The 16,529-nt window shown below is 71.6% G+C and carries 13 protein-coding genes; 11 read left to right on the top strand and 2 right to left on the bottom strand.

Annotated features, from left to right (window positions below):
• The first annotated feature begins 176 nt into the window (after positions 1 to 176).
• From ACH4G3_RS04300 to fdhD, 5 genes are read left to right on the top strand one after another with little or no spacing between them, the layout of a single operon-like run.
• Positions 177 to 1,148: a 2-dehydropantoate 2-reductase gene (locus ACH4G3_RS04300; protein WP_397623005.1), complete on the top strand. Its 972-nt coding sequence runs from the start codon at positions 177 to 179 to the stop codon at positions 1,146 to 1,148.
• The gene (locus tag ACH4G3_RS04295) at positions 1,145 to 3,070 is read left to right on the top strand and encodes a molybdopterin oxidoreductase family protein (RefSeq protein WP_397623004.1); all 1,926 of its coding nucleotides are present in this window, start codon (positions 1,145 to 1,147) and stop codon (positions 3,068 to 3,070) included. The genes ACH4G3_RS04300 and ACH4G3_RS04295 overlap by 4 nt, the downstream gene beginning before the upstream one ends.
• A gap of 6 nt (positions 3,071 to 3,076) precedes the next feature.
• Positions 3,077 to 4,900, top strand: a complete 1,824-nt coding sequence (locus tag ACH4G3_RS04290) for an NAD(P)H-dependent oxidoreductase subunit E (protein WP_397623003.1) — start codon at positions 3,077 to 3,079, stop codon at positions 4,898 to 4,900.
• On the top strand, positions 4,897 to 5,757 hold the full coding sequence (locus ACH4G3_RS04285; RefSeq protein ID WP_397623002.1) for a 2Fe-2S iron-sulfur cluster-binding protein: 861 nt from the start codon (positions 4,897 to 4,899) through the stop codon (positions 5,755 to 5,757). Before ACH4G3_RS04290 ends, ACH4G3_RS04285 begins: the two co-directional genes overlap by 4 nt.
• Before the next feature lie 7 nt (positions 5,758 to 5,764).
• On the top strand, positions 5,765 to 6,613 hold the full coding sequence (gene fdhD, locus ACH4G3_RS04280) for a formate dehydrogenase accessory sulfurtransferase FdhD (RefSeq protein WP_397623001.1): 849 nt from the start codon (positions 5,765 to 5,767) through the stop codon (positions 6,611 to 6,613).
• Positions 6,614 to 6,712: 99 nt separating this feature from the next.
• Here fdhD and ACH4G3_RS04275 read toward each other — a convergent pair whose 3' ends face one another.
• On the bottom strand, positions 6,713 to 7,150 hold the full coding sequence (locus tag ACH4G3_RS04275) for a MarR family winged helix-turn-helix transcriptional regulator (RefSeq protein WP_397623000.1): 438 nt from the start codon (positions 7,148 to 7,150) through the stop codon (positions 6,713 to 6,715).
• Positions 7,151 to 7,254: 104 nt separating this feature from the next.
• Here ACH4G3_RS04275 and ACH4G3_RS04270 point away from each other — a divergent pair, with 104 nt between their 5' ends.
• The 3 genes from ACH4G3_RS04270 (at position 7,255) to ACH4G3_RS04260 (ending at position 11,461) form a co-directional block, all read left to right on the top strand.
• On the top strand, positions 7,255 to 8,172 hold the full coding sequence (locus ACH4G3_RS04270) for a quinone oxidoreductase family protein (RefSeq protein ID WP_397622999.1): 918 nt from the start codon (positions 7,255 to 7,257) through the stop codon (positions 8,170 to 8,172).
• A gap of 167 nt (positions 8,173 to 8,339) precedes the next feature.
• Positions 8,340 to 10,211, top strand: a complete 1,872-nt coding sequence (locus tag ACH4G3_RS04265; protein WP_397622998.1) for an exo-alpha-sialidase — start codon at positions 8,340 to 8,342, stop codon at positions 10,209 to 10,211.
• 11 nt (positions 10,212 to 10,222) lie between these two features.
• Positions 10,223 to 11,461 carry a DUF4185 domain-containing protein gene (locus tag ACH4G3_RS04260; protein WP_397622997.1) on the top strand — a complete coding sequence of 413 codons (1,239 nt, stop codon included), beginning with the start codon at positions 10,223 to 10,225 and terminating at the stop codon, positions 11,459 to 11,461.
• On the opposite strand, the gene ACH4G3_RS04255 is transcribed toward ACH4G3_RS04260, so the two are convergent.
• Positions 11,397 to 12,413 carry a bile acid:sodium symporter family protein gene (locus tag ACH4G3_RS04255; protein ID WP_397623378.1) on the bottom strand — a complete coding sequence of 339 codons (1,017 nt, stop codon included), beginning with the start codon at positions 12,411 to 12,413 and terminating at the stop codon, positions 11,397 to 11,399. The genes ACH4G3_RS04260 and ACH4G3_RS04255 overlap by 65 nt on opposite strands.
• A gap of 174 nt (positions 12,414 to 12,587) precedes the next feature.
• Between ACH4G3_RS04255 and ACH4G3_RS04250 the strand changes: the two genes are divergently transcribed.
• From ACH4G3_RS04250 to ACH4G3_RS04240, 3 genes are all read left to right on the top strand, one after another.
• Positions 12,588 to 13,520, top strand: coding sequence for a LysR substrate-binding domain-containing protein (locus ACH4G3_RS04250; RefSeq protein WP_397622996.1), 933 nt, complete (start codon positions 12,588 to 12,590; stop codon positions 13,518 to 13,520).
• 225 nt (positions 13,521 to 13,745) lie between these two features.
• The gene (locus ACH4G3_RS04245) at positions 13,746 to 15,572 is read left to right on the top strand and encodes an AMP-dependent synthetase/ligase (RefSeq protein WP_397622995.1); all 1,827 of its coding nucleotides are present in this window, start codon (positions 13,746 to 13,748) and stop codon (positions 15,570 to 15,572) included.
• Positions 15,573 to 15,729: 157 nt separating this feature from the next.
• On the top strand, positions 15,730 to 16,521 hold the full coding sequence (locus ACH4G3_RS04240) for an aldo/keto reductase (RefSeq protein ID WP_397623377.1): 792 nt from the start codon (positions 15,730 to 15,732) through the stop codon (positions 16,519 to 16,521).
• Positions 16,522 to 16,529: the final 8 nt, after the last annotated feature.

The raw sequence follows: 16,529 nt of genomic DNA, 5'->3' as shown, positions 1-16,529 counted from the left end.
TCGACCGTATGCGGTGAGCGGTATCCAGCATGCGCCGAACGGTCATTGCACGGCCCCTTGCTGACCCACCGTCCATACTGTAGACAATATTCCGTCGACACAAACTGACGCCGTCCGTGAGCCGGCCACTCGGCAGTCACCTCCGCGGTATCCCTCAAACCGAACGGAGTGTTCCCGTGAAAGTCGCAGTTCTCGGCGCCGGTGCCATCGGCGCCTATGTCGGCGCAGCGCTCCACCGCGCGGGCGCCGATGTGCATCTCATCGCCCGTGGACCGCATCTGGCGGCCATGAGGCAGCACGGAGTCCGGGTGCGCAGCCCGCGCGGCGACTTCACCGCGCACCCCCATGCGACCGACGACCCGGCCGAGGTCGGCCCGGCCGACTTCGTCTTCCTGGGCCTGAAGGCCAACGCGTACGCGGCGTGCGGGCCGCTGATCACGCCGTTGCTGAGCGACACGACGGCGGTCGTGGCCGCCCAGAACGGCATCCCCTGGTGGTACTTCCACCGGCACGGCGGCCCGTACGACGGCCACCGCGTCGAGAGCGTGGACCCGGGCGGCGCGGTCAGTGCGGTGCTCGCGCCCGAACGGGCCGTCGGATGCGTCGTCTACGCGGCGACCGAGCTGGAAGGGCCCGGCGTCGTCCGGCACTTGGAAGGCACCCGGTTCTCGATCGGGGAGCCCGACCGCAGTGTGTCCACGCGGTGCGTGGCGCTCAGCGAGGCCATGCAGGCGGGCGGCCTGAAGTGCCCGGTCGAGGCGGACCTGCGCAATGACATCTGGCTCAAGCTGCTCGGCAACATCTCCTTCAACCCGATCAGCGCGCTGGCCCGCGCGACCATGCGGCAGATGTGCCTGCACGGCGGCACCCGCAGGGTCATCGAGATCATGATGACCGAGACGCTCGCGGTCGCGAACGCCCTCGGCTGCGAGGTCGGCGTCTCCATCGAGCGCCGGCTGGCGGGCGCCGAGCGGGTCGGCGACCACCGGACCTCCACGCTCCAGGACCTGGAGCGCGGCAAACCGCTCGAACTCGACGTACTCCTCGCTGCGGTCGTCGAGTTGGCGGACATCACCGGCGTGGAGGTGCCCACCCTGCGCACCGTGCACGCCATCTCGGACCTGCTCGCGCTGAGGAGCGCCGCATGAGCAAACGCGATCGAACCCCGAAGACCTACACACGGCTCACCCACCCGCTGGTGCGGGACTCGCGCGACGAGCCGTTCCGCCGGGCGAGCTGGGAGGAGGCCCTGGACCGTGCGGCCCGGGGCCTGGCACGCAACCGCGGCGCGTTCGGCATGTTCTCCTGCGCCCGGGCCACGAACGAGATGAACTACGTCGCCCAGAAGTTCGCCCGGGTCGTCATGGGCACCAACAACGTCGACTCCTGCAACCGCACCTGTCACGCCCCGAGCGTGGCGGGCCTGTCGGCGGCGTTCGGCTCGGGCGGCGGGACCTCGTCGTACGAGGAGATCGAGCACACCGACGTCATCGTGATGTGGGGCTCCAACGCCCGCTTCGCGCACCCGATCTTCTTTCAGCACGTGCTGAAGGGGATCAGGAACGGCGCCCGGATGTACGCGGTCGATCCGCGCCGGACGTCGACCGCCGAGTGGGCTGAGAGCTGGCTGGGCCTCAACGTCGGCACCGACATCCCGATGGCGCACGCGATCGGCCGCGAGATCATCCACGCGGGCCTCGCCAACGAGGCGTTCATCGAGCGGGCGACCACCGGCTTCCAGGAGTACAAGGCGCTGGTAGAGCCGTGGACTCTGTCGCTCGCCGAGAAGGTGACGGGCGTCCCGGCGGCGGCCATAAGGGAGCTGGCGCACGCCTACGCCCGGGCCGAGCGTGCCCAGTTGTGCTGGACGCTCGGCATCACCGAGCACCACAACGGCACCGACAACGTCCGCGCCCTGATCAACCTGTCCCTGCTCACCGGGCATGTCGGCCGCTACGGTTCCGGCCTGCAACCCCTGCGCGGGCAGAACAACGTGCAGGGCGGCGGCGACATGGGCGCGATCCCCAACCGCCTGCCCGGCTTCCAGGACATCCTCGACCCGGAGGTGCGGCTGAAGTTCGAGTCGGCCTGGGACACCGTCATCCAGCCGCACTATGGCCTGAACCTCACGGAGATGTTCGAGGCGATGGAGGACGGCACGCTCAAGGCCGTCTACTGCGTCGGCGAGAACCCTGCCCAGTCGGAGGCGGACAGCGAACAGGCCGTACGACGGCTGAAGGCCCTCGACTTCCTGGTCGTCCAGGACATCTTCCTCACGAAGACGGCCGAACTCGCGGACGTCGTCCTGCCCGCCACGGCCGGCTGGGCGGAGACCGACGGCACGACCACCAACAGCGAGCGGCGTGTGCAACGCGTCCGCAAGGCCGTCACCCCGCCCGGCGAGGCCCGCGAGGACATCGACATCATCTGCGATCTCGCGGCCCGTCTCGGCCACGACTGGAAGTACGCCGACGCCGAGACCGTGTGGAACGAGCTCAGGTCCGTCTCCCCCGACCACTACGGCATGACGTACGAGCGCCTGGAGGAGCACCAGGGGATCCAGTGGCCGTGCCCGAGCACCGACGGGCTCGAACCGACCTATCTGCACGGCCGGTTGTGGGCGCCCGACCCCGCCGAGCGCGGTCCGCTCGCGCCCTTCGGGATCGTGCAGCACGACCCGCCCGTGGACCTCACCGACGAGGAGTACCCGATCCGGCTCACCACCGGGCGGCGCCTGGACTCGTACAACACCGGTGTGCAGAGCGGCGGTTACGCCTCGCCACTCAGGCGCGGCGAGTACATCGAGCTGTGCCCGGAGGACGCCGAGCGCTACGGGGTCGTGGTCGGTGAGCAGGTCCAGGTCACCTCGCGGCGCGGGTCGGTGACCGCGCCCGTGTGGGTGGACACCGCGCTGCGGCCCGGGCTCGCCTTCATGACCATGCACTTCCCCGACGAGGTGGACACCAACGCGCTGACGATCGAGGCGAACTGCCCGATCGCGGGGACGGCGGAGTTCAAGGCGTCGGCGATCCGGATCGAGAAGCTGCCCATCGCGACCATCGTGGGGTGACGCACTGTGGACCTGCACTTCGGTGACAGCAAGCCGACGGACGAGGAACGGGCGGCCGTCGACGCCCTGCTCGGGCCGCCCGAGTCCTCGTGGGAGGGCGCCGACCGTTCCGATGCCGATCTCCGGTGGGCCCGCGGCGGACGTGAGGCCCGGGACCGCCGTGACCTGCTGTTGCCGGGGCTGCACGCGATCAACGACCGGGTCGGCTGGATCAGCGACGGCGCCCTCGACTATCTGTGCCGGCGGTTGACGGTGCCGCCGGCGGAGGCCTACGGGGTCGCCACCTTCTACGCCATGTTCTCGGTCAAGCCGCGTCCGGCGACCGTGCTCCACGTGTGCACGGACCTGGCGTGCGCGGCGGCCGGGGCGCCGGAGCTGTGCGCGGGGATCGAGGAGCGGCTGGGCCTCGGCAGCGGGGTCGCGGTCGAGCGCAGCCCCTGCCTGGGCCTGTGCGAACGCGCCCCGGCCGCGCTGGCGATCAAGGCCGGGGACCCGGTCCGTACGGCGGCCTCGGCGCCGGCGACCGTGCACGACGCCGTCCTCGCCGCGAGCGCTCCCGACTCGGCGCCCGAGGAGCCGCCGGCGGCGCTGGCGGTGCCCCAGGCCGGGCAGGACGGCCTGATGCTGCTGCACCGCGTCGGCGTGGTCGACCCGGCGTCCCTCGACGACTACCGCGCCCACGGCGGCTACGCGGCCCTGCGCCGGGCCTTCGAGCTGGGCCCCGCCGGCGTCATCCGCGAGGTCACCGACTCGGGCCTGGTCGGGCGCGGCGGCGCCGCCTTCCCGACCGGCCGCAAGTGGCAGGCCACGGCGTCCCAGCCGGACCGTCCGCACTACCTCGTCTGCAACGCCGACGAGTCGGAGCCGGGCACCTTCAAGGACCGGGTGCTGATGGAGGGCGACCCGTACGCGCTCGTCGAGGCGATGACGATCGCCGGGTACGCGACCGGCGCCCACCGGGGCTACCTGTACCTGCGCGGCGAGTACCCGCGCGCCCTGCACCGGCTGGAGCACGCGATCGCGCAGGCACGCGCCCGGGGCCTGCTCGGCGACGACGTCCTCGGCCAGGGGTACGCCTTCGACATCGAGATCCGGCGCGGGGCGGGCGCCTACATCTGCGGTGAGGAGACGGCCCTGTTCAACTCCATCGAGGGCTACCGGGGCGAGCCCCGTTCGAAACCGCCGTTCCCCGTGGAGAAGGGCCTGTTCGGCAAGCCGACGGTCGAGAACAACGTCGAGACGCTGGTCAACGTCCTGCCGATCCTCACCATGGGCGCACCGGCCTACGCGACGATCGGCACGCCGCGGTCCACCGGGCCGAAGCTGTTCTGCGTGTCCGGGACCGTGGAGCGGCCGGGGGTCTACGAGCTGCCGTTCGGCGCGACACTGGGCGACCTGCTCACCCTCGCCGGGGTGCGGGACGGGCTGCGGGCGGTACTGCTCGGCGGGGCGGCGGGCGGTTTCGTACGGGCCGACGAGCTGGACATCCCGCTCACCTTCGAAGGGACGCGGGAGGCGGGTACGACGCTCGGCTCGGGGGTCGTGATGGCCTTCGACGACAGCGTGCCCATCCCCCGGCTGCTGCTGCGCATCGCCGAGTTCTTCCGCGACGAGTCGTGCGGCCAGTGCGTGCCGTGCCGGGTCGGGACCGTGCGGCAGGAGGAGGCGCTGCACCGGATCGCGGAGCGCACCGGCGCCGCCGCCGCGGACGACATCGCCCTGCTCAGGGAGGTCGGCCGCGCGATGCGGGACGCCTCGATCTGCGGTCTCGGGCAGACCGCGTGGAACGCCGTGGAATCCGCCATCGACCGTCTGGGGGCGTACGAATGACCGTCACACCGCTGGGGATCCCGCGCCGCATGCTGGAGTTCACGATCGACGGCGAGGAGGCCCGGGTCCCCGAGGGCTCGACGATCCTCGACGCCTGCCGGGCGGCCGGGAAGGACATCCCGACCCTGTGCGAGGGCGACACCCTGCGCCCGAAGAACGCCTGCCGGGTCTGCGTCGTCGAGGTCGAGGGGGCCCGCACCCTCGTCCCGGCCTGCTCCCGCAAGGCCGAGCCGGGCATGGAGGTGCGCACCGGCACCGAGCGGGCCCGGCACAGCCGCAAGGTCGTCCTCGAACTGCTCGCGTCCTCCGTCGACCTGTCGACCACGCCCAAGGTCGCCGAGTGGCTCAAGGAGTACGAGGCGAAGCCGGACCGCTTCGGCCCGGACGCGGCCCGGCTGAACGAGGAACCGAAGATCGACAACGATCTGTACGTACGCGACTACGACAAGTGCATCCTCTGCTACAAGTGCGTGGACGCCTGCGGCGACCAGTGGCAGAACACCTTCGCGATCTCGGTCGCCGGGCGCGGTTTCGACGCCCGGATCGCCGTGGAGCACGATGCCCCGCTGACCGACTCGGCGTGCGTGTACTGCGGGAACTGCATCGAGGTGTGCCCGACGGGCGCGCTGTCCTTCAAGTCCGAGTTCGACATGCGCGCGGCGGGCACGTGGGACGAGTCGCGGCAGACGGAGACGACCACGGTGTGCGCGTACTGCGGAGTGGGCTGCAACCTGACGCTGCACGTGCAGGACAATGAGATCGTGAAGGTCACCTCACCGCACGACAACCCGGTGACCCACGGCAACCTCTGCATCAAGGGCCGCTTCGGCTACCAGCACGTACAGAACCGGGGCTGATCAGGACATGGGACGAGTCACGGAACGACGCAAGGTGCTCCGCATCCGGGACGGGGCGGTCTCCAGCCGTCCCGACACACTCGTCGCCGAGGAGCCCCTGGAGATCCGGCTGAACGGCAAGCCTCTGGCGATCACCATGCGCACCCCGGGCGACGACTTCGCGCTGGCGGCGGGCTTCCTGGTGAGCGAGGGGGTGCTGGGCGGGCAGCAGGACCTCCGGAACATCGTCTACTGCGCGGGGGCGACGGCCGACGGCTCGAACACGTACAACGTGGTCGACGTGCAGACCGCCCCCGGGGTGGTGATCCCGGACATCACCCTCGAACGCAACGTCTACACCACCTCCTCCTGCGGGCTGTGCGGCAAGGCGTCGCTGGACGCCGTGCGCACCACGGCCCGCTGGCCGATCGCCGACACTCCCCCTATCCGGGTCACCCCCGAGCTGCTGGCGAGCCTGCCCGACCGGCTGCGTGCCGCACAGCGGGTCTTCGACCGGACCGGTGGCCTGCACGCGGCGGCCCTCTTCTCGGAGGACGGCGAGCTGCTGGACGTCCGGGAGGACGTGGGCCGGCACAACGCGGTCGACAAGCTGGTCGGCCGCGCCCTGCAGAACGGGGAGCTGCCGCTGTCGCGGACGCTCCTGCTCGTGTCGGGCCGGGCCTCCTTCGAGCTGGCGCAGAAGGCCGTGATGGCCGGTATGCCGGTCCTGGCGGCGGTGTCGGCGCCGTCCTCGCTTGCGGTGGACCTGGCCGCCGAGACGGGCTTGACACTGGTGGGCTTCCTGCGGGGCAGCTCCATGAACGTGTACGCGGGTGAGGACCGCATCGCCCTGCGGACCGCGGCCGCCCAGGGCTGAGCAGGTTCCCCCCGCGACACGGCGGCGGGGCCCCGACCGGCGGGGAGCGCCCCCTGCGCCGCAGGGGCCCCGTCTCGGGCTGCCCGGGGCTCGGCGCCCCTACTCCGCCGTGCCGGATATCCGGCGCAGCATCCCCGTGAACTGCTCACGTTCGGCCTCCGACAGCGGGGCGAGCAGCTCGTCGTTGGCCGCTCGGGCCGCCTTCTCGCAGCGCGTCAGCAGCCGGGCTCCCCGGGCGGTGAGGGACACCGCGTTCTTCCGCCGGTCCTTGGGGTCCGGCTCGCGTACCAGCAGGCCCGCCGCCTGGAGGTCGTTCAGGATGCCGACCAGGTCCTTGGGGTCCAGCCGGACCCCGCGGCCGAGGTCGGCCTGGGCGACGGGGCCGAGGTCGCGGACGGCGGACAGCACCACGTGGTGCCACATCCGCATGTCCTGCCCGGCCAGCGCCTCGGCCACCAGGGCCCGGCCACGGGCGGCGGCACGGCCGAGCAGCCAGCTGGGCAGGGAGCGGATCGCGAGGAGGGGAGCTTCCGACATGGCCGCAGCCTAACCAAGAAATCGTTGGTTCTCCCTATGATCCTCCTATACCGTTGGGGATCCCAACGAACTCGTGGGGATCACCGACGACATCCGGAGGTGCGATGCGCCGCGTCCGCTACGAATCCCGAGGCGGCCCGCTGTTCATGGAGGAGGCACCGGTGCCCGAGCCGGGCCCCGGAGAGCTGCTCGTGCGCGCGGAGGCGATCGGCGTCACGCTCCCGGTCGTACGCAAGGTCAGCGAGGCGGCGGAGCCGGTCCCGCTCGGCGGTGAGGTCGCCGGGGAGGTCACGGCCGTCGGCGAGGGCGTCACCCGCTTCGGCACCGGTGACCGCGTGACGGGGCTCTGCTTCGGCCACGGCTACGCCGACTTCGCGCTCCTGCACGAGGCCATGGCCTCCCCCGTCCCGGCGGACGCCGACGCCGTCGACGCGGTCGCCCTGGTCCGCAGCGGCCTGGTCGCCCTCGGCGCCCTGGAGGCGGCACGACCCGAGCCGGGCGAAGCGGCCCTGGTCACGGCGGCGGCGAGCGGTGTCGGTCACCTGGCCGTGCAGCTGGCCAGGGCACGGGGTGCCGGACGGGTCGTGGGGGCCGTCTCCGACCCGGCCAAGGCGGAATTCGTCCGTGGCCTCGGCGCCGACCACGTCGCCATCTACGGCGACGACAGCTGGGGCACCCCGGTCGACTACGCCCTGGACGCGGTCGGCGGGGAGCTGCTCACCCCGGCCCTCGCCGCACTCGCCCCGGAGGGACGGCTGGTGGCGTACAGCTCGGGCGGCGGCACCGTCCAGGCGTACGACCTGCTCGTGGGCGCCAAGTCGGTGATCGGGTTCCAGATGGCCCGCATCGCGCGCGGGAAACCGGAGCTGTACGAGCAGTGGCGTGAGGAGCTGTGGCAGTTGTTCGCCGCCGGAGAGCTGAGGCCCGTCGTCCACGGGGAGTTCGCCCTGCAGGACGCGGCGAAGGCGCACGGGGAGATCGAGGCGAGGGCCAACCTCGGCAAGGTCGTCCTGATCCCCTGACGCACGCTCCTTGTGGGGGGTCTGTGAAGCCAAGTACCGTCTGTGGCCCACACATGGGACGTGGGATGTCCGTTTGTTCGCATGTAAGCCTGAATGCCGGCTCCCCGGACGTCCGTTCCCATGCCTCGGTGGTCCAGCCGACAGACGCATGAAGGGCAGGTCGCACCATGCCGTCAAGTCTTCGCGCACGTCTGAGATCCACCCTGACAGCCGTTCTCACCGCCGCGGCGCTGCTCGCGCCCGCGGGCCCGGCCCACGCCCGACCCGCCACGGACTTACCGGAGTTCGACCAACAGGTCCTCTTCAAGGCCTCCCAGGACCCCGGTTACGCGTGCTTCCGGATCCCGGCGATCGTGCGGACCACGGCCGGCACGCTGCTCGCATTCGCCGAGGGCCGCGTCCTCAACTGCGGTGACGCGGCCGACATCGACATCGTCCTCAAACGCTCCACCGACGGCGGCCGCACCTGGGGACCGCTCCAGGTCGTCAACGAGGGCGCGGGCGACACGCACGGCAACCCGGCGCCCCTCGTGGACCGCAGGACCGGCCGGATCCTGCTCGCCGAGACGTACAACACCGGCCGCACGGACGCCGGCAACTGCACCGTCCCCTGCGACCGCACCCCGCACCTGCAGTACAGCGACGACGACGGCCGGACCTGGTCCGAGCCGCGCGACCTGAGCGACCAGATCCTGCCCGGGCACTGGAACTCCTGGTACGCCACCGGGCCCGTGCACGGCATCCAGCTCACCCGCGGGAAGCACGCCGGGCGGCTGGTGTTCGGCGTCAACACCGAGACGTGGGACGGCAGCCGGGTCACCGCCAACCACGCCGCGCTCATCGTCAGCGACGACGGCGGCGACGAGTGGCGGATCGGCGCCACGGACTCCTGGCCGATAGCACAGGACGGCACGTTCCGGCAGAAGCCGTCGGAGGTGACGCTCACCGAACGGGCCGACGGGGCCGTCCTCGTCAGCGGCCGGGAACAGGACGGAACCGATCTCGGCCACCGCTCCCAGACCCTCAGCCTGGACGGCGGCGCCAGCTTCGCCACGCCGTTCCGCGCCCTCCCGGACCTCTACACCCCGCAGGTCCAGGGCGCGACCCTGCGCCTCGGCCACCGGATGCTGCTGTCCGCCCCGGCCGATCCCGACCGCCGCCGGACGATGATGGTCCGCTCCTCCTACGACGGCGGGCGCACCTGGGACAGCGTGGACCGGGGCACGGTCGTCACCACGGACTGGTCCGGCTACTCCGACATGGCGGCGGTCGACTCCTCGACCGTGGGCCTGCTGTACGAGGGCGGCGCGGTCGACGCCCGGGACGAGATCCGCTTCGCCCGCTTCACCGAGGACTGGCTGACACCGCGTCGTGGCGCCGACCCGACCACCCTCGACGCCGCGCCGGGCGCGCGTCCCGCGGCCGTGCTCGGCGGTGCCGGGCGGACGGCCGGCGTGCGCGGAGGTGCGCTGTCCTTCGACGGCACCGACGACGCCGTACGCCTGCCGTTCCGGTCCCGGTTGCCGCTCGGCGAGGGTGACTTCACGGCCTCGCTGTTCTTCCGCTACACGGCCACGACCGGCGAACAGCCCTTCCTGTGGATGGGTGGCATCGGCAACAGCCAGCCGCAGGTCTGGCTGCGCGGGGAGCCGGCGAGCGACCGGGTCCGGGCGCTCGTCACCACCCGCTCGGGCGCGACGACGGTCAGGACGGCCTCGGTGTGGACCGACGGCGCCCACAACGACGGCCGCTGGCACCACCTGGTCCTGCGCCGTGGCGGCGGGAACCTGACCCTCTTCCTCGACGGCACGCCGATCAGCACCCCGGACGTGCCGGGCTCGGTCAGCCGCAACTCCCCGTTCGGCGTGCACATCGGCCAGCGCATGGACAGCCGGGCGTTCCTGACGGGGGCCGTCGACGACGTCCGGGTCTGGAACCGGGCCCTCACCGAAAGGGAGTTGGGCGCCGGCACCAAGGGCGCGGCCGCCAGGGGCACGGTGCTGTGGCTCCCCATGGACCGGGTGAGCGGCAGCAACTAACGTCACGGGACGTGCCCGACGACGCAGAGGCAGCACGAGCACGACAGCGCACGGGAACCGGGATCGGCCTGCTGCTGGTCCTGGTTCTCGGGGCCGCGCTGCTCATCGCCCTCCCCGAGGACGAGAGCCCGGACGACGAGGCCGCCTGCCGGGCGCGCACGGTCCGCTCCTGGCAGGCGAACGACGGCCTCACCGCCGAGTTCGCCCGCTACGGCGACGACGCCGCCCGCACCGACGACTGGACCGGCGGCGACGGCACCCACTCGGTGCGGCTGCCGGACGGCCGGGTGCTGTGGCTGTTCTCGGACACCTACCTGGGCCGGGTGTACGGCCCGCCCAACCCGCACGGCGAGTCCTACGCCTGGCGCGACACCACCGCGCCGCTGGTGCGCAACTCGGCCGTGCTGATGCGCGACGGCCGGCTGGAGACCACCCTCCCCGCCCCGCTCTTCGCCGACCCGGCGCCGAACCAGTGGCGCTGGCCGGTCGCCGCCCGTGTCGAACCGCGCTCCCCCGGCTCCTCGGAGCAGGTCGTCCGGGTGCTGCTGTGGGTGCGCACGGCCGGCCAGGCCCCGTGGATCTACGGCGTGCCCACCGCGACCGAGGTGGCCACGCTGTCGCTGCCCGATCTGCGCCTGGAGTCGGTCGTCAAGGTGCTCGACCAGCAACTGGTCCCCGACCCGTCCCGGCGGGTGCTGTTCGGCACGACCCTGGTCGAGGAGGACGGCTGGACGTACGTCTTCGGCGGGGACGACGGCCGGGCTGCCTCCCGCCCGGCCTCGCACGCGTACGTGGCGCGGGTGCCGGAGGGCAGCCTCGGGGATCCGGCGGCCTGGCGGTACTGGACCGGCTCGGCGTGGGCGGCCGGCGCCCGACCCCGGGCGGTGCTCGGGGACGGGCAGCGCAGGGGCGTGGGCAGCGCGTTCTCGGTGGTCCGGGACGGCGGGACGTACGTGCTGTTCACGATGGCCGCGGGCCCTAAGGGCCTGACCACCGTCGCCTCGTACTGGGCGTGCTCCCCGGCCGGGCCGTGGCACGGGCCGGCGAAGGAGTTCAGCCCGTCGCTGCCGCAGGGCCAGGTGGCCGCCTACAACCCGCAGGCGCACCCGGTGCTGAGCGGCGACGGGCGTCTCGTGCTGAGCTACGACGTCAACTGGCTGGAGACGACGGGCGCCGCCGCCCAGCTCAGCCGGAACGTGTCCCTGTACCGACCGCGGTTCGTGACGCTGCGGCTGGCTCCGGCGCGCTGACCTCGCCCGCGCCGGGGTCGTGCGAGCGGCGCTTGGCGATCACCGCGCAGACCATCAACTGCATCTGGTGGAACAGCATCAGCGGCAGCACGGCCAGCGAGGCGTGCGCGCCGAACAGGACGCTCGCCATGGGCAGTCCGGCGGCCAGGGACTTCTTCGAACCGGCGAACTGCAGGGTGATCCGGTCCTCCCGGCGGAAGCCCAGCGCCTTGCCGCCGTACCAGGTCAGCAGCAGCATCACGGCGAGGAGCACGGCCTCGACGACGAGCAGCCCGCCCAGCCGGAGGGGGCTGACCTGGTGCCAGATGCCCTGGACCATGCCCTGGCTGAACGCGGTGTAGACGACGAGCAGGATCGAGCCGCGGTCCACCAGTGCGAGGACCTTCTTGTGGCGGGTGACGAAGCCCCCGATCCAGCGGCGCAGCAACTGCCCGGCGAGGAACGGCACGAGCAGTTGCAGCACGATCTTCAGCAGCGAGTCGGCGGAGAACCCGCCGCCGCTGCCGCCGAGCAGCGAGGCCGCGAGCAGCGGAGTGGCGACGATGCCGACGAGGGAGGAGAACGAGCCCGCGCAGATCGCGGCGGGCACGTTGCCGCGGGCCATCGAGGTGAAGGCGATCGAGGACTGCACCGTCGACGGGACGAGCGTGAGGAAGAGCAGGCCCTGGTAGAGCGGGTGCGTCAGGATCACCGGCACCAGCCCGCGGGCCGCCAGGCCGAGCAGCGGGAAGACGGCGAAGGTGCAGGCCAGGACGGTGACGTGGAGCCGCCAGTGGCGCAGGCCGTCCAGCGCCTCACGGGTGGACAGCCGGGCGCCGTAGAGGAAGAACAGCAGGGCGATCGCCGCCGTGGAGGCACCGGACGCGACATCGGCGACCGTCCCGCGCGCCGGGAACAGCGCGGCGACGCCCACCGTCGCGAGGAGGAGAAGGATGTACGGGTCGATCGGCATCCGACGCGGTCGGCGCAGGCGTTTCACGGTGCTCCACTTGCTCAGTGCTTACGGGCGGTACTTACGTGCGGTACGGGGCCGGTACGGCCCCCTTCCATCCTGCTCCCCGCCCCGGCGATCGGGAATCCCGCACACCGCTCTCACTGTCATCATGTTCCGCGATAGCCTGGCGGCATGTACGACCCCGCCCATCTGCGCACCTTCCTGTCGGTGGCGCAGACGCTGAGCTTCACGCAGGCCGCCCGCCGGCTCGGGCTGCGGCAGTCCACCGTCAGCCAGCACGTGCGGCGGCTGGAGGACGCCACCGGGCGGACGCTGTTCACCCGGGACACGCACTCGGTGGAGCTCACGGAGGACGGCGAGGCCATGCTCGGGTTCGCGCGCCGGATCCTGGAGGTGCACGAGCAGGCGACGGCGTTCTTCACGGGCACCCGGCTGCGTGGCCGGCTGCGCTTCGGCGCGTCGGAGGACTTCGTGCTGACCCGGCTGCCGGAGATCCTGGAGGGCTTCCGGCACGACCACCCGGAGGTCGATCTGGAGCTCACGGTCGAGCTGTCGGGCACGCTGCACGAGCAGCTCGCCGCCGGGAAGCTGGACCTCGTCCTGGCCAAGCGGCGGCCCGAGGATCCGCGCGGCGAGCTGGTCCGGCACGACAGGCTGGTGTGGATCGGCGCGGAGCGCCTCCGGCTCGACCCGGACCGTCCCGTGCCGCTCATCGTCTATCCGCCGCCGGGCATCACCCGCGCGCTCGCCCTGGAGGCACTGGAGCGGCAGGGCCGCGAGTGGCGGGTGGTGTGCACGAGCGGCTCTCTCAACGGCCTCGTCGCGGCGGCCCGGGCGGGGCTCGGCGTGATGGCCCACTCCCGCGGCCTCATCCCCCCGGGCCTGGTCCGGGTCCCGGACCGGGCGGGGCTGCCGGAGCTGGGACAGGTCGACTTCGTCGTCGTCCACGGCCGGCGGCGCCCCTCCGCCCAGGGGGCGGCGGACGCCCTGGCGGCGGCGATCCTGGCGGGCGGCGACCGACTGAACCGGAGTGACGAAATCCGCCTTCGGGGCGCTGACAGGAGAGGTGGCCGGACACCGCGCGCCGGCAGCGTCGGGCCGTAATCGGGTCGTACAGATTCAGTGGAGATTACGGCACCGAAACTTACTCAACCGTCAGGATTCTGTCCGACCCTTCCCCATGTGAGCGCATTTTCCCTCCCTGACCAGCACGGACAAGAGCGCTGCTCGCCTTCGTCGCCCCTCCCGCGGTCTGCCCGGTTGGGGTAGCTTTCACGGCGCTGTGCGGAGCGTCACTCAACCGAAGCGCTGAGGAGCGGGGAGCGGGGTTTGCGCGAGTTCACCAACCCTCCGTTGGCGTTGGCACCTCCGGTGGGCGGTCTGGCCGACGTGGTCTTCCAGCATGCCCAGGAAGACCCGCTGCGCATCGCGCTGGGCCGCAAGGACGAGTCCGGGCAGTGGCGGGACGTCACCAGCGCCGAGTTCCGCGACGAGGTGCTGGCCCTGGCCAAGGGCCTGCTGGCGAGCGGCATCCGGTTCGGCGACCGGGTCGCGATCATGTCCCGTACGCGCTACGAGTGGACGCTGTTCGACTACGCGCTGTGGACGATCGGCGCCCAGGTCGTGCCGGTCTACCCGACGTCCTCGGCCGAGCAGTGCTTCTGGATGCTGTACGACGCCGAGGTGACGGCCGCGGTCGTGGAGCACGAGGACCACGCGATGACGATCGCCACCGTCATCGACCGGCTGCCCCAGCTGCGCCGCCTGTGGCAGCTGGACTCCGGCGCCCTGCACGAGCTGTACGACGCCGGCGCGCACCTCGACGACGAGGTGGTGCACCGCCACCGGCAGGCCGTCACCCCCGACTCGGTCGCCACGATCATCTACACCTCGGGCACCACCGGCCGCCCCAAGGGCTGTGTCATCACGCACGGCAACTTCATGTACGAGGCGGACACCGTCATCGAGCGCTGGGAGCCGGTGTTCCACTCCAAGCGGGGCGACGAGGCCGCCACCCTGCTGTTCCTGCCGCTCGCCCACGTCTTCGGGCGGATGGTCCAGGTCGCCGGGATCCGCGGCAAGGTGAAGTTCGGCCATCAGCCGCAGCTGAACGCGGCGGCCCTGCTGCCCGACCTGGCCGCGTTCAAGCCGACGTTCTTCCTGGCCGTGCCGTACATCTTCGAGAAGGTGTTCAACGCGGCCCGCCGCAAGGCCGAGAAGGAGGGGCGCTCCGGCCCGTTCGAGAAGGCCGTCGACATCGCCATCAAGTACGCGGACGCGATGGAGGCGAAGGCCTGGGGAACCGGCCCCGGCCCCTCCGCGGGCCTGCGCATGCAGCACCAGCTGTTCGACAAGCTCGTCTACACCAAGATCCGCGCCGCGATGGGCGGCCGGATCAAGCACGCCATGTCGGGCGGCTCGGCGATGGACCGGCGGCTCGGCCTGTTCTTCGCCGGGGCGGGCGTGCACATCTACGAGGGCTACGGCCTGACCGAGTCCACGGCCGCCGCGACCGCCAACCCGCCCGGACGCACCCGGTTCGGCACGGTCGGGCAGCCCATCCCCGGCATGACCGTGCACATCGCGGACGACGGCGAGATCTGGCTGCACGGCCAGAACGTCTTCCAGGGGTACCTCAACAACCCCAAGGCGACCGACGAGACCCTGCACGACGGCTGGCTGGCGACCGGCGACCTCGGCGCGCTCGACGAGGACGGCTACCTCACCATCACCGGCCGCAAGAAGGAGATCCTGGTCACATCGGGCGGCAAGAGTGTTTCACCCGGCGTGCTGGAGGAACGCGTCCGTGACCATCCACTGGTCAACCAGTGCATCGTCGTCGGCAACGACCGCCCGTACATCGCCGCCCTCGTGACCCTCGACCAGGAGGCCGTGGAGCACTGGCTGACGATGCGGGGCAAGCCGCGGATGTCCGCGGCGGAGCTGGTGCGCGACGCGGATCTGGAGACGGAGGTGCGGCGCGCGGTGGTCGCGGCCAACACCCTTGTCTCGCAGGCCGAGTCGATCCGCACCTTCCGCATCCTGGCCCAGCCGTTCACGGAGGAGCACGGGTTGCTGACCCCGTCCCTGAAGCTGAAGCGGAAGGCGATCGAAAAGGCGTACGAGAACGAGGTCGAGGCGCTGTACCGGGCGTGAATGGCCGGGTAACGGATGAATCACACCTCTAATTCTCCCGTCAGGAATGCATCACGGCTCGTGATCGTTGACGATGGGAGGTACACCTGACCACAAACCGAAGGATCGAGAGCTCGTGAGCAAGGTCCCCCCGATCATCCTGAACAACGGCGTCGAGATGCCCCAGCTGGGCTTCGGTGTCTGGCAGGTGCCGGACGACGAGGCCGAGTCGGCCGTCACGACGGCGCTGGAGGCCGGGTACCGCAGCATCGACACAGCGGCGATCTACGGCAACGAGGAGGGCACCGGCAAGGCCATCGCCGCGTCCGGTCTGCCCCGCGAGGAGCTCTTCGTCACCACGAAGCTCTGGAACGCCGACCAGGGGTACGACTCCACGCTGCGCGCCTTCGACACGTCGCTGGACAAGCTCGGCCTGGACTTCGTCGACCTGTACCTGATCCACTGGCCGCTGCCGGCCCGGGGTACCTACGTCGACACGTACAAGGCGTTCGAGAAGCTGCACGCCGACGGCCGGATCCGGGCCATCGGTGTCTCCAACTTCCTTCCGGAGCACCTGGAGCGGCTGATCGGCGAGACGTCCGTCATCCCTGCCGTGAACCAGATCGAGCTGCACCCGCACCTCCAGCAGAGCGCCGCCCGTGAGTACCACGCGGAACAGGGCATCGCCACGGAGGCCTGGTCGCCGCTCGGCCAGGGCAAGGGCCTGCTGGAGGTCCCGGCGATCGTGGCCATCGCCCGCAAGCACAACCGGACTCCGGCCCAGGTCGTCCTGCGCTGGCACATCCAGCTGGGCAACGTGGTCATCCCCAAGTCCGTGACGCCGGCGCGGATCAAGGAGAACATCGAGGTCTTCGACTTCAGCCTGGACACGGAGGACCTGGCGGCCATCAGCGCCCTCAACGAGGACCGCCGCCTGGGCCCGGACCCGGCGACGTTCGACGGCGCCTGAGGAAGCCG

The sequence above is a fragment of the Streptomyces afghaniensis genome (assembly GCF_044327915.1).
Lineage (GTDB): Bacteria > Actinomycetota > Actinomycetes > Streptomycetales > Streptomycetaceae > Streptomyces > Streptomyces afghaniensis.
This window is presented reverse-complemented; position numbering and strand designations above follow the sequence as displayed.

Excerpts from the sequence above, each read along its gene's own strand:
- ACH4G3_RS04295 (WP_397623004.1), top strand. The coding sequence starts at position 1,145 with ATGAGCAAACGCGATCGAACCCCGAAGACCTACACACGGCTCACCCAC.
- ACH4G3_RS04285 (WP_397623002.1), top strand. The coding sequence starts at position 4,897 with ATGACCGTCACACCGCTGGGGATCCCGCGCCGCATGCTGGAGTTCACG.
- fdhD (WP_397623001.1), top strand. The coding sequence starts at position 5,765 with ATGGGACGAGTCACGGAACGACGCAAGGTGCTCCGCATCCGGGACGGG.
- ACH4G3_RS04275 (WP_397623000.1), bottom strand. The coding sequence starts at position 7,150 with ATGTCGGAAGCTCCCCTCCTCGCGATCCGCTCCCTGCCCAGCTGGCTG.
- ACH4G3_RS04270 (WP_397622999.1), top strand. The coding sequence starts at position 7,255 with ATGCGCCGCGTCCGCTACGAATCCCGAGGCGGCCCGCTGTTCATGGAG.
- ACH4G3_RS04265 (WP_397622998.1), top strand. The coding sequence starts at position 8,340 with ATGCCGTCAAGTCTTCGCGCACGTCTGAGATCCACCCTGACAGCCGTT.
- ACH4G3_RS04255 (WP_397623378.1), bottom strand. The coding sequence starts at position 12,413 with ATGCCGATCGACCCGTACATCCTTCTCCTCCTCGCGACGGTGGGCGTC.
- ACH4G3_RS04250 (WP_397622996.1), top strand. The coding sequence starts at position 12,588 with ATGTACGACCCCGCCCATCTGCGCACCTTCCTGTCGGTGGCGCAGACG.
- ACH4G3_RS04240 (WP_397623377.1), top strand. The coding sequence starts at position 15,730 with ATGCCCCAGCTGGGCTTCGGTGTCTGGCAGGTGCCGGACGACGAGGCC.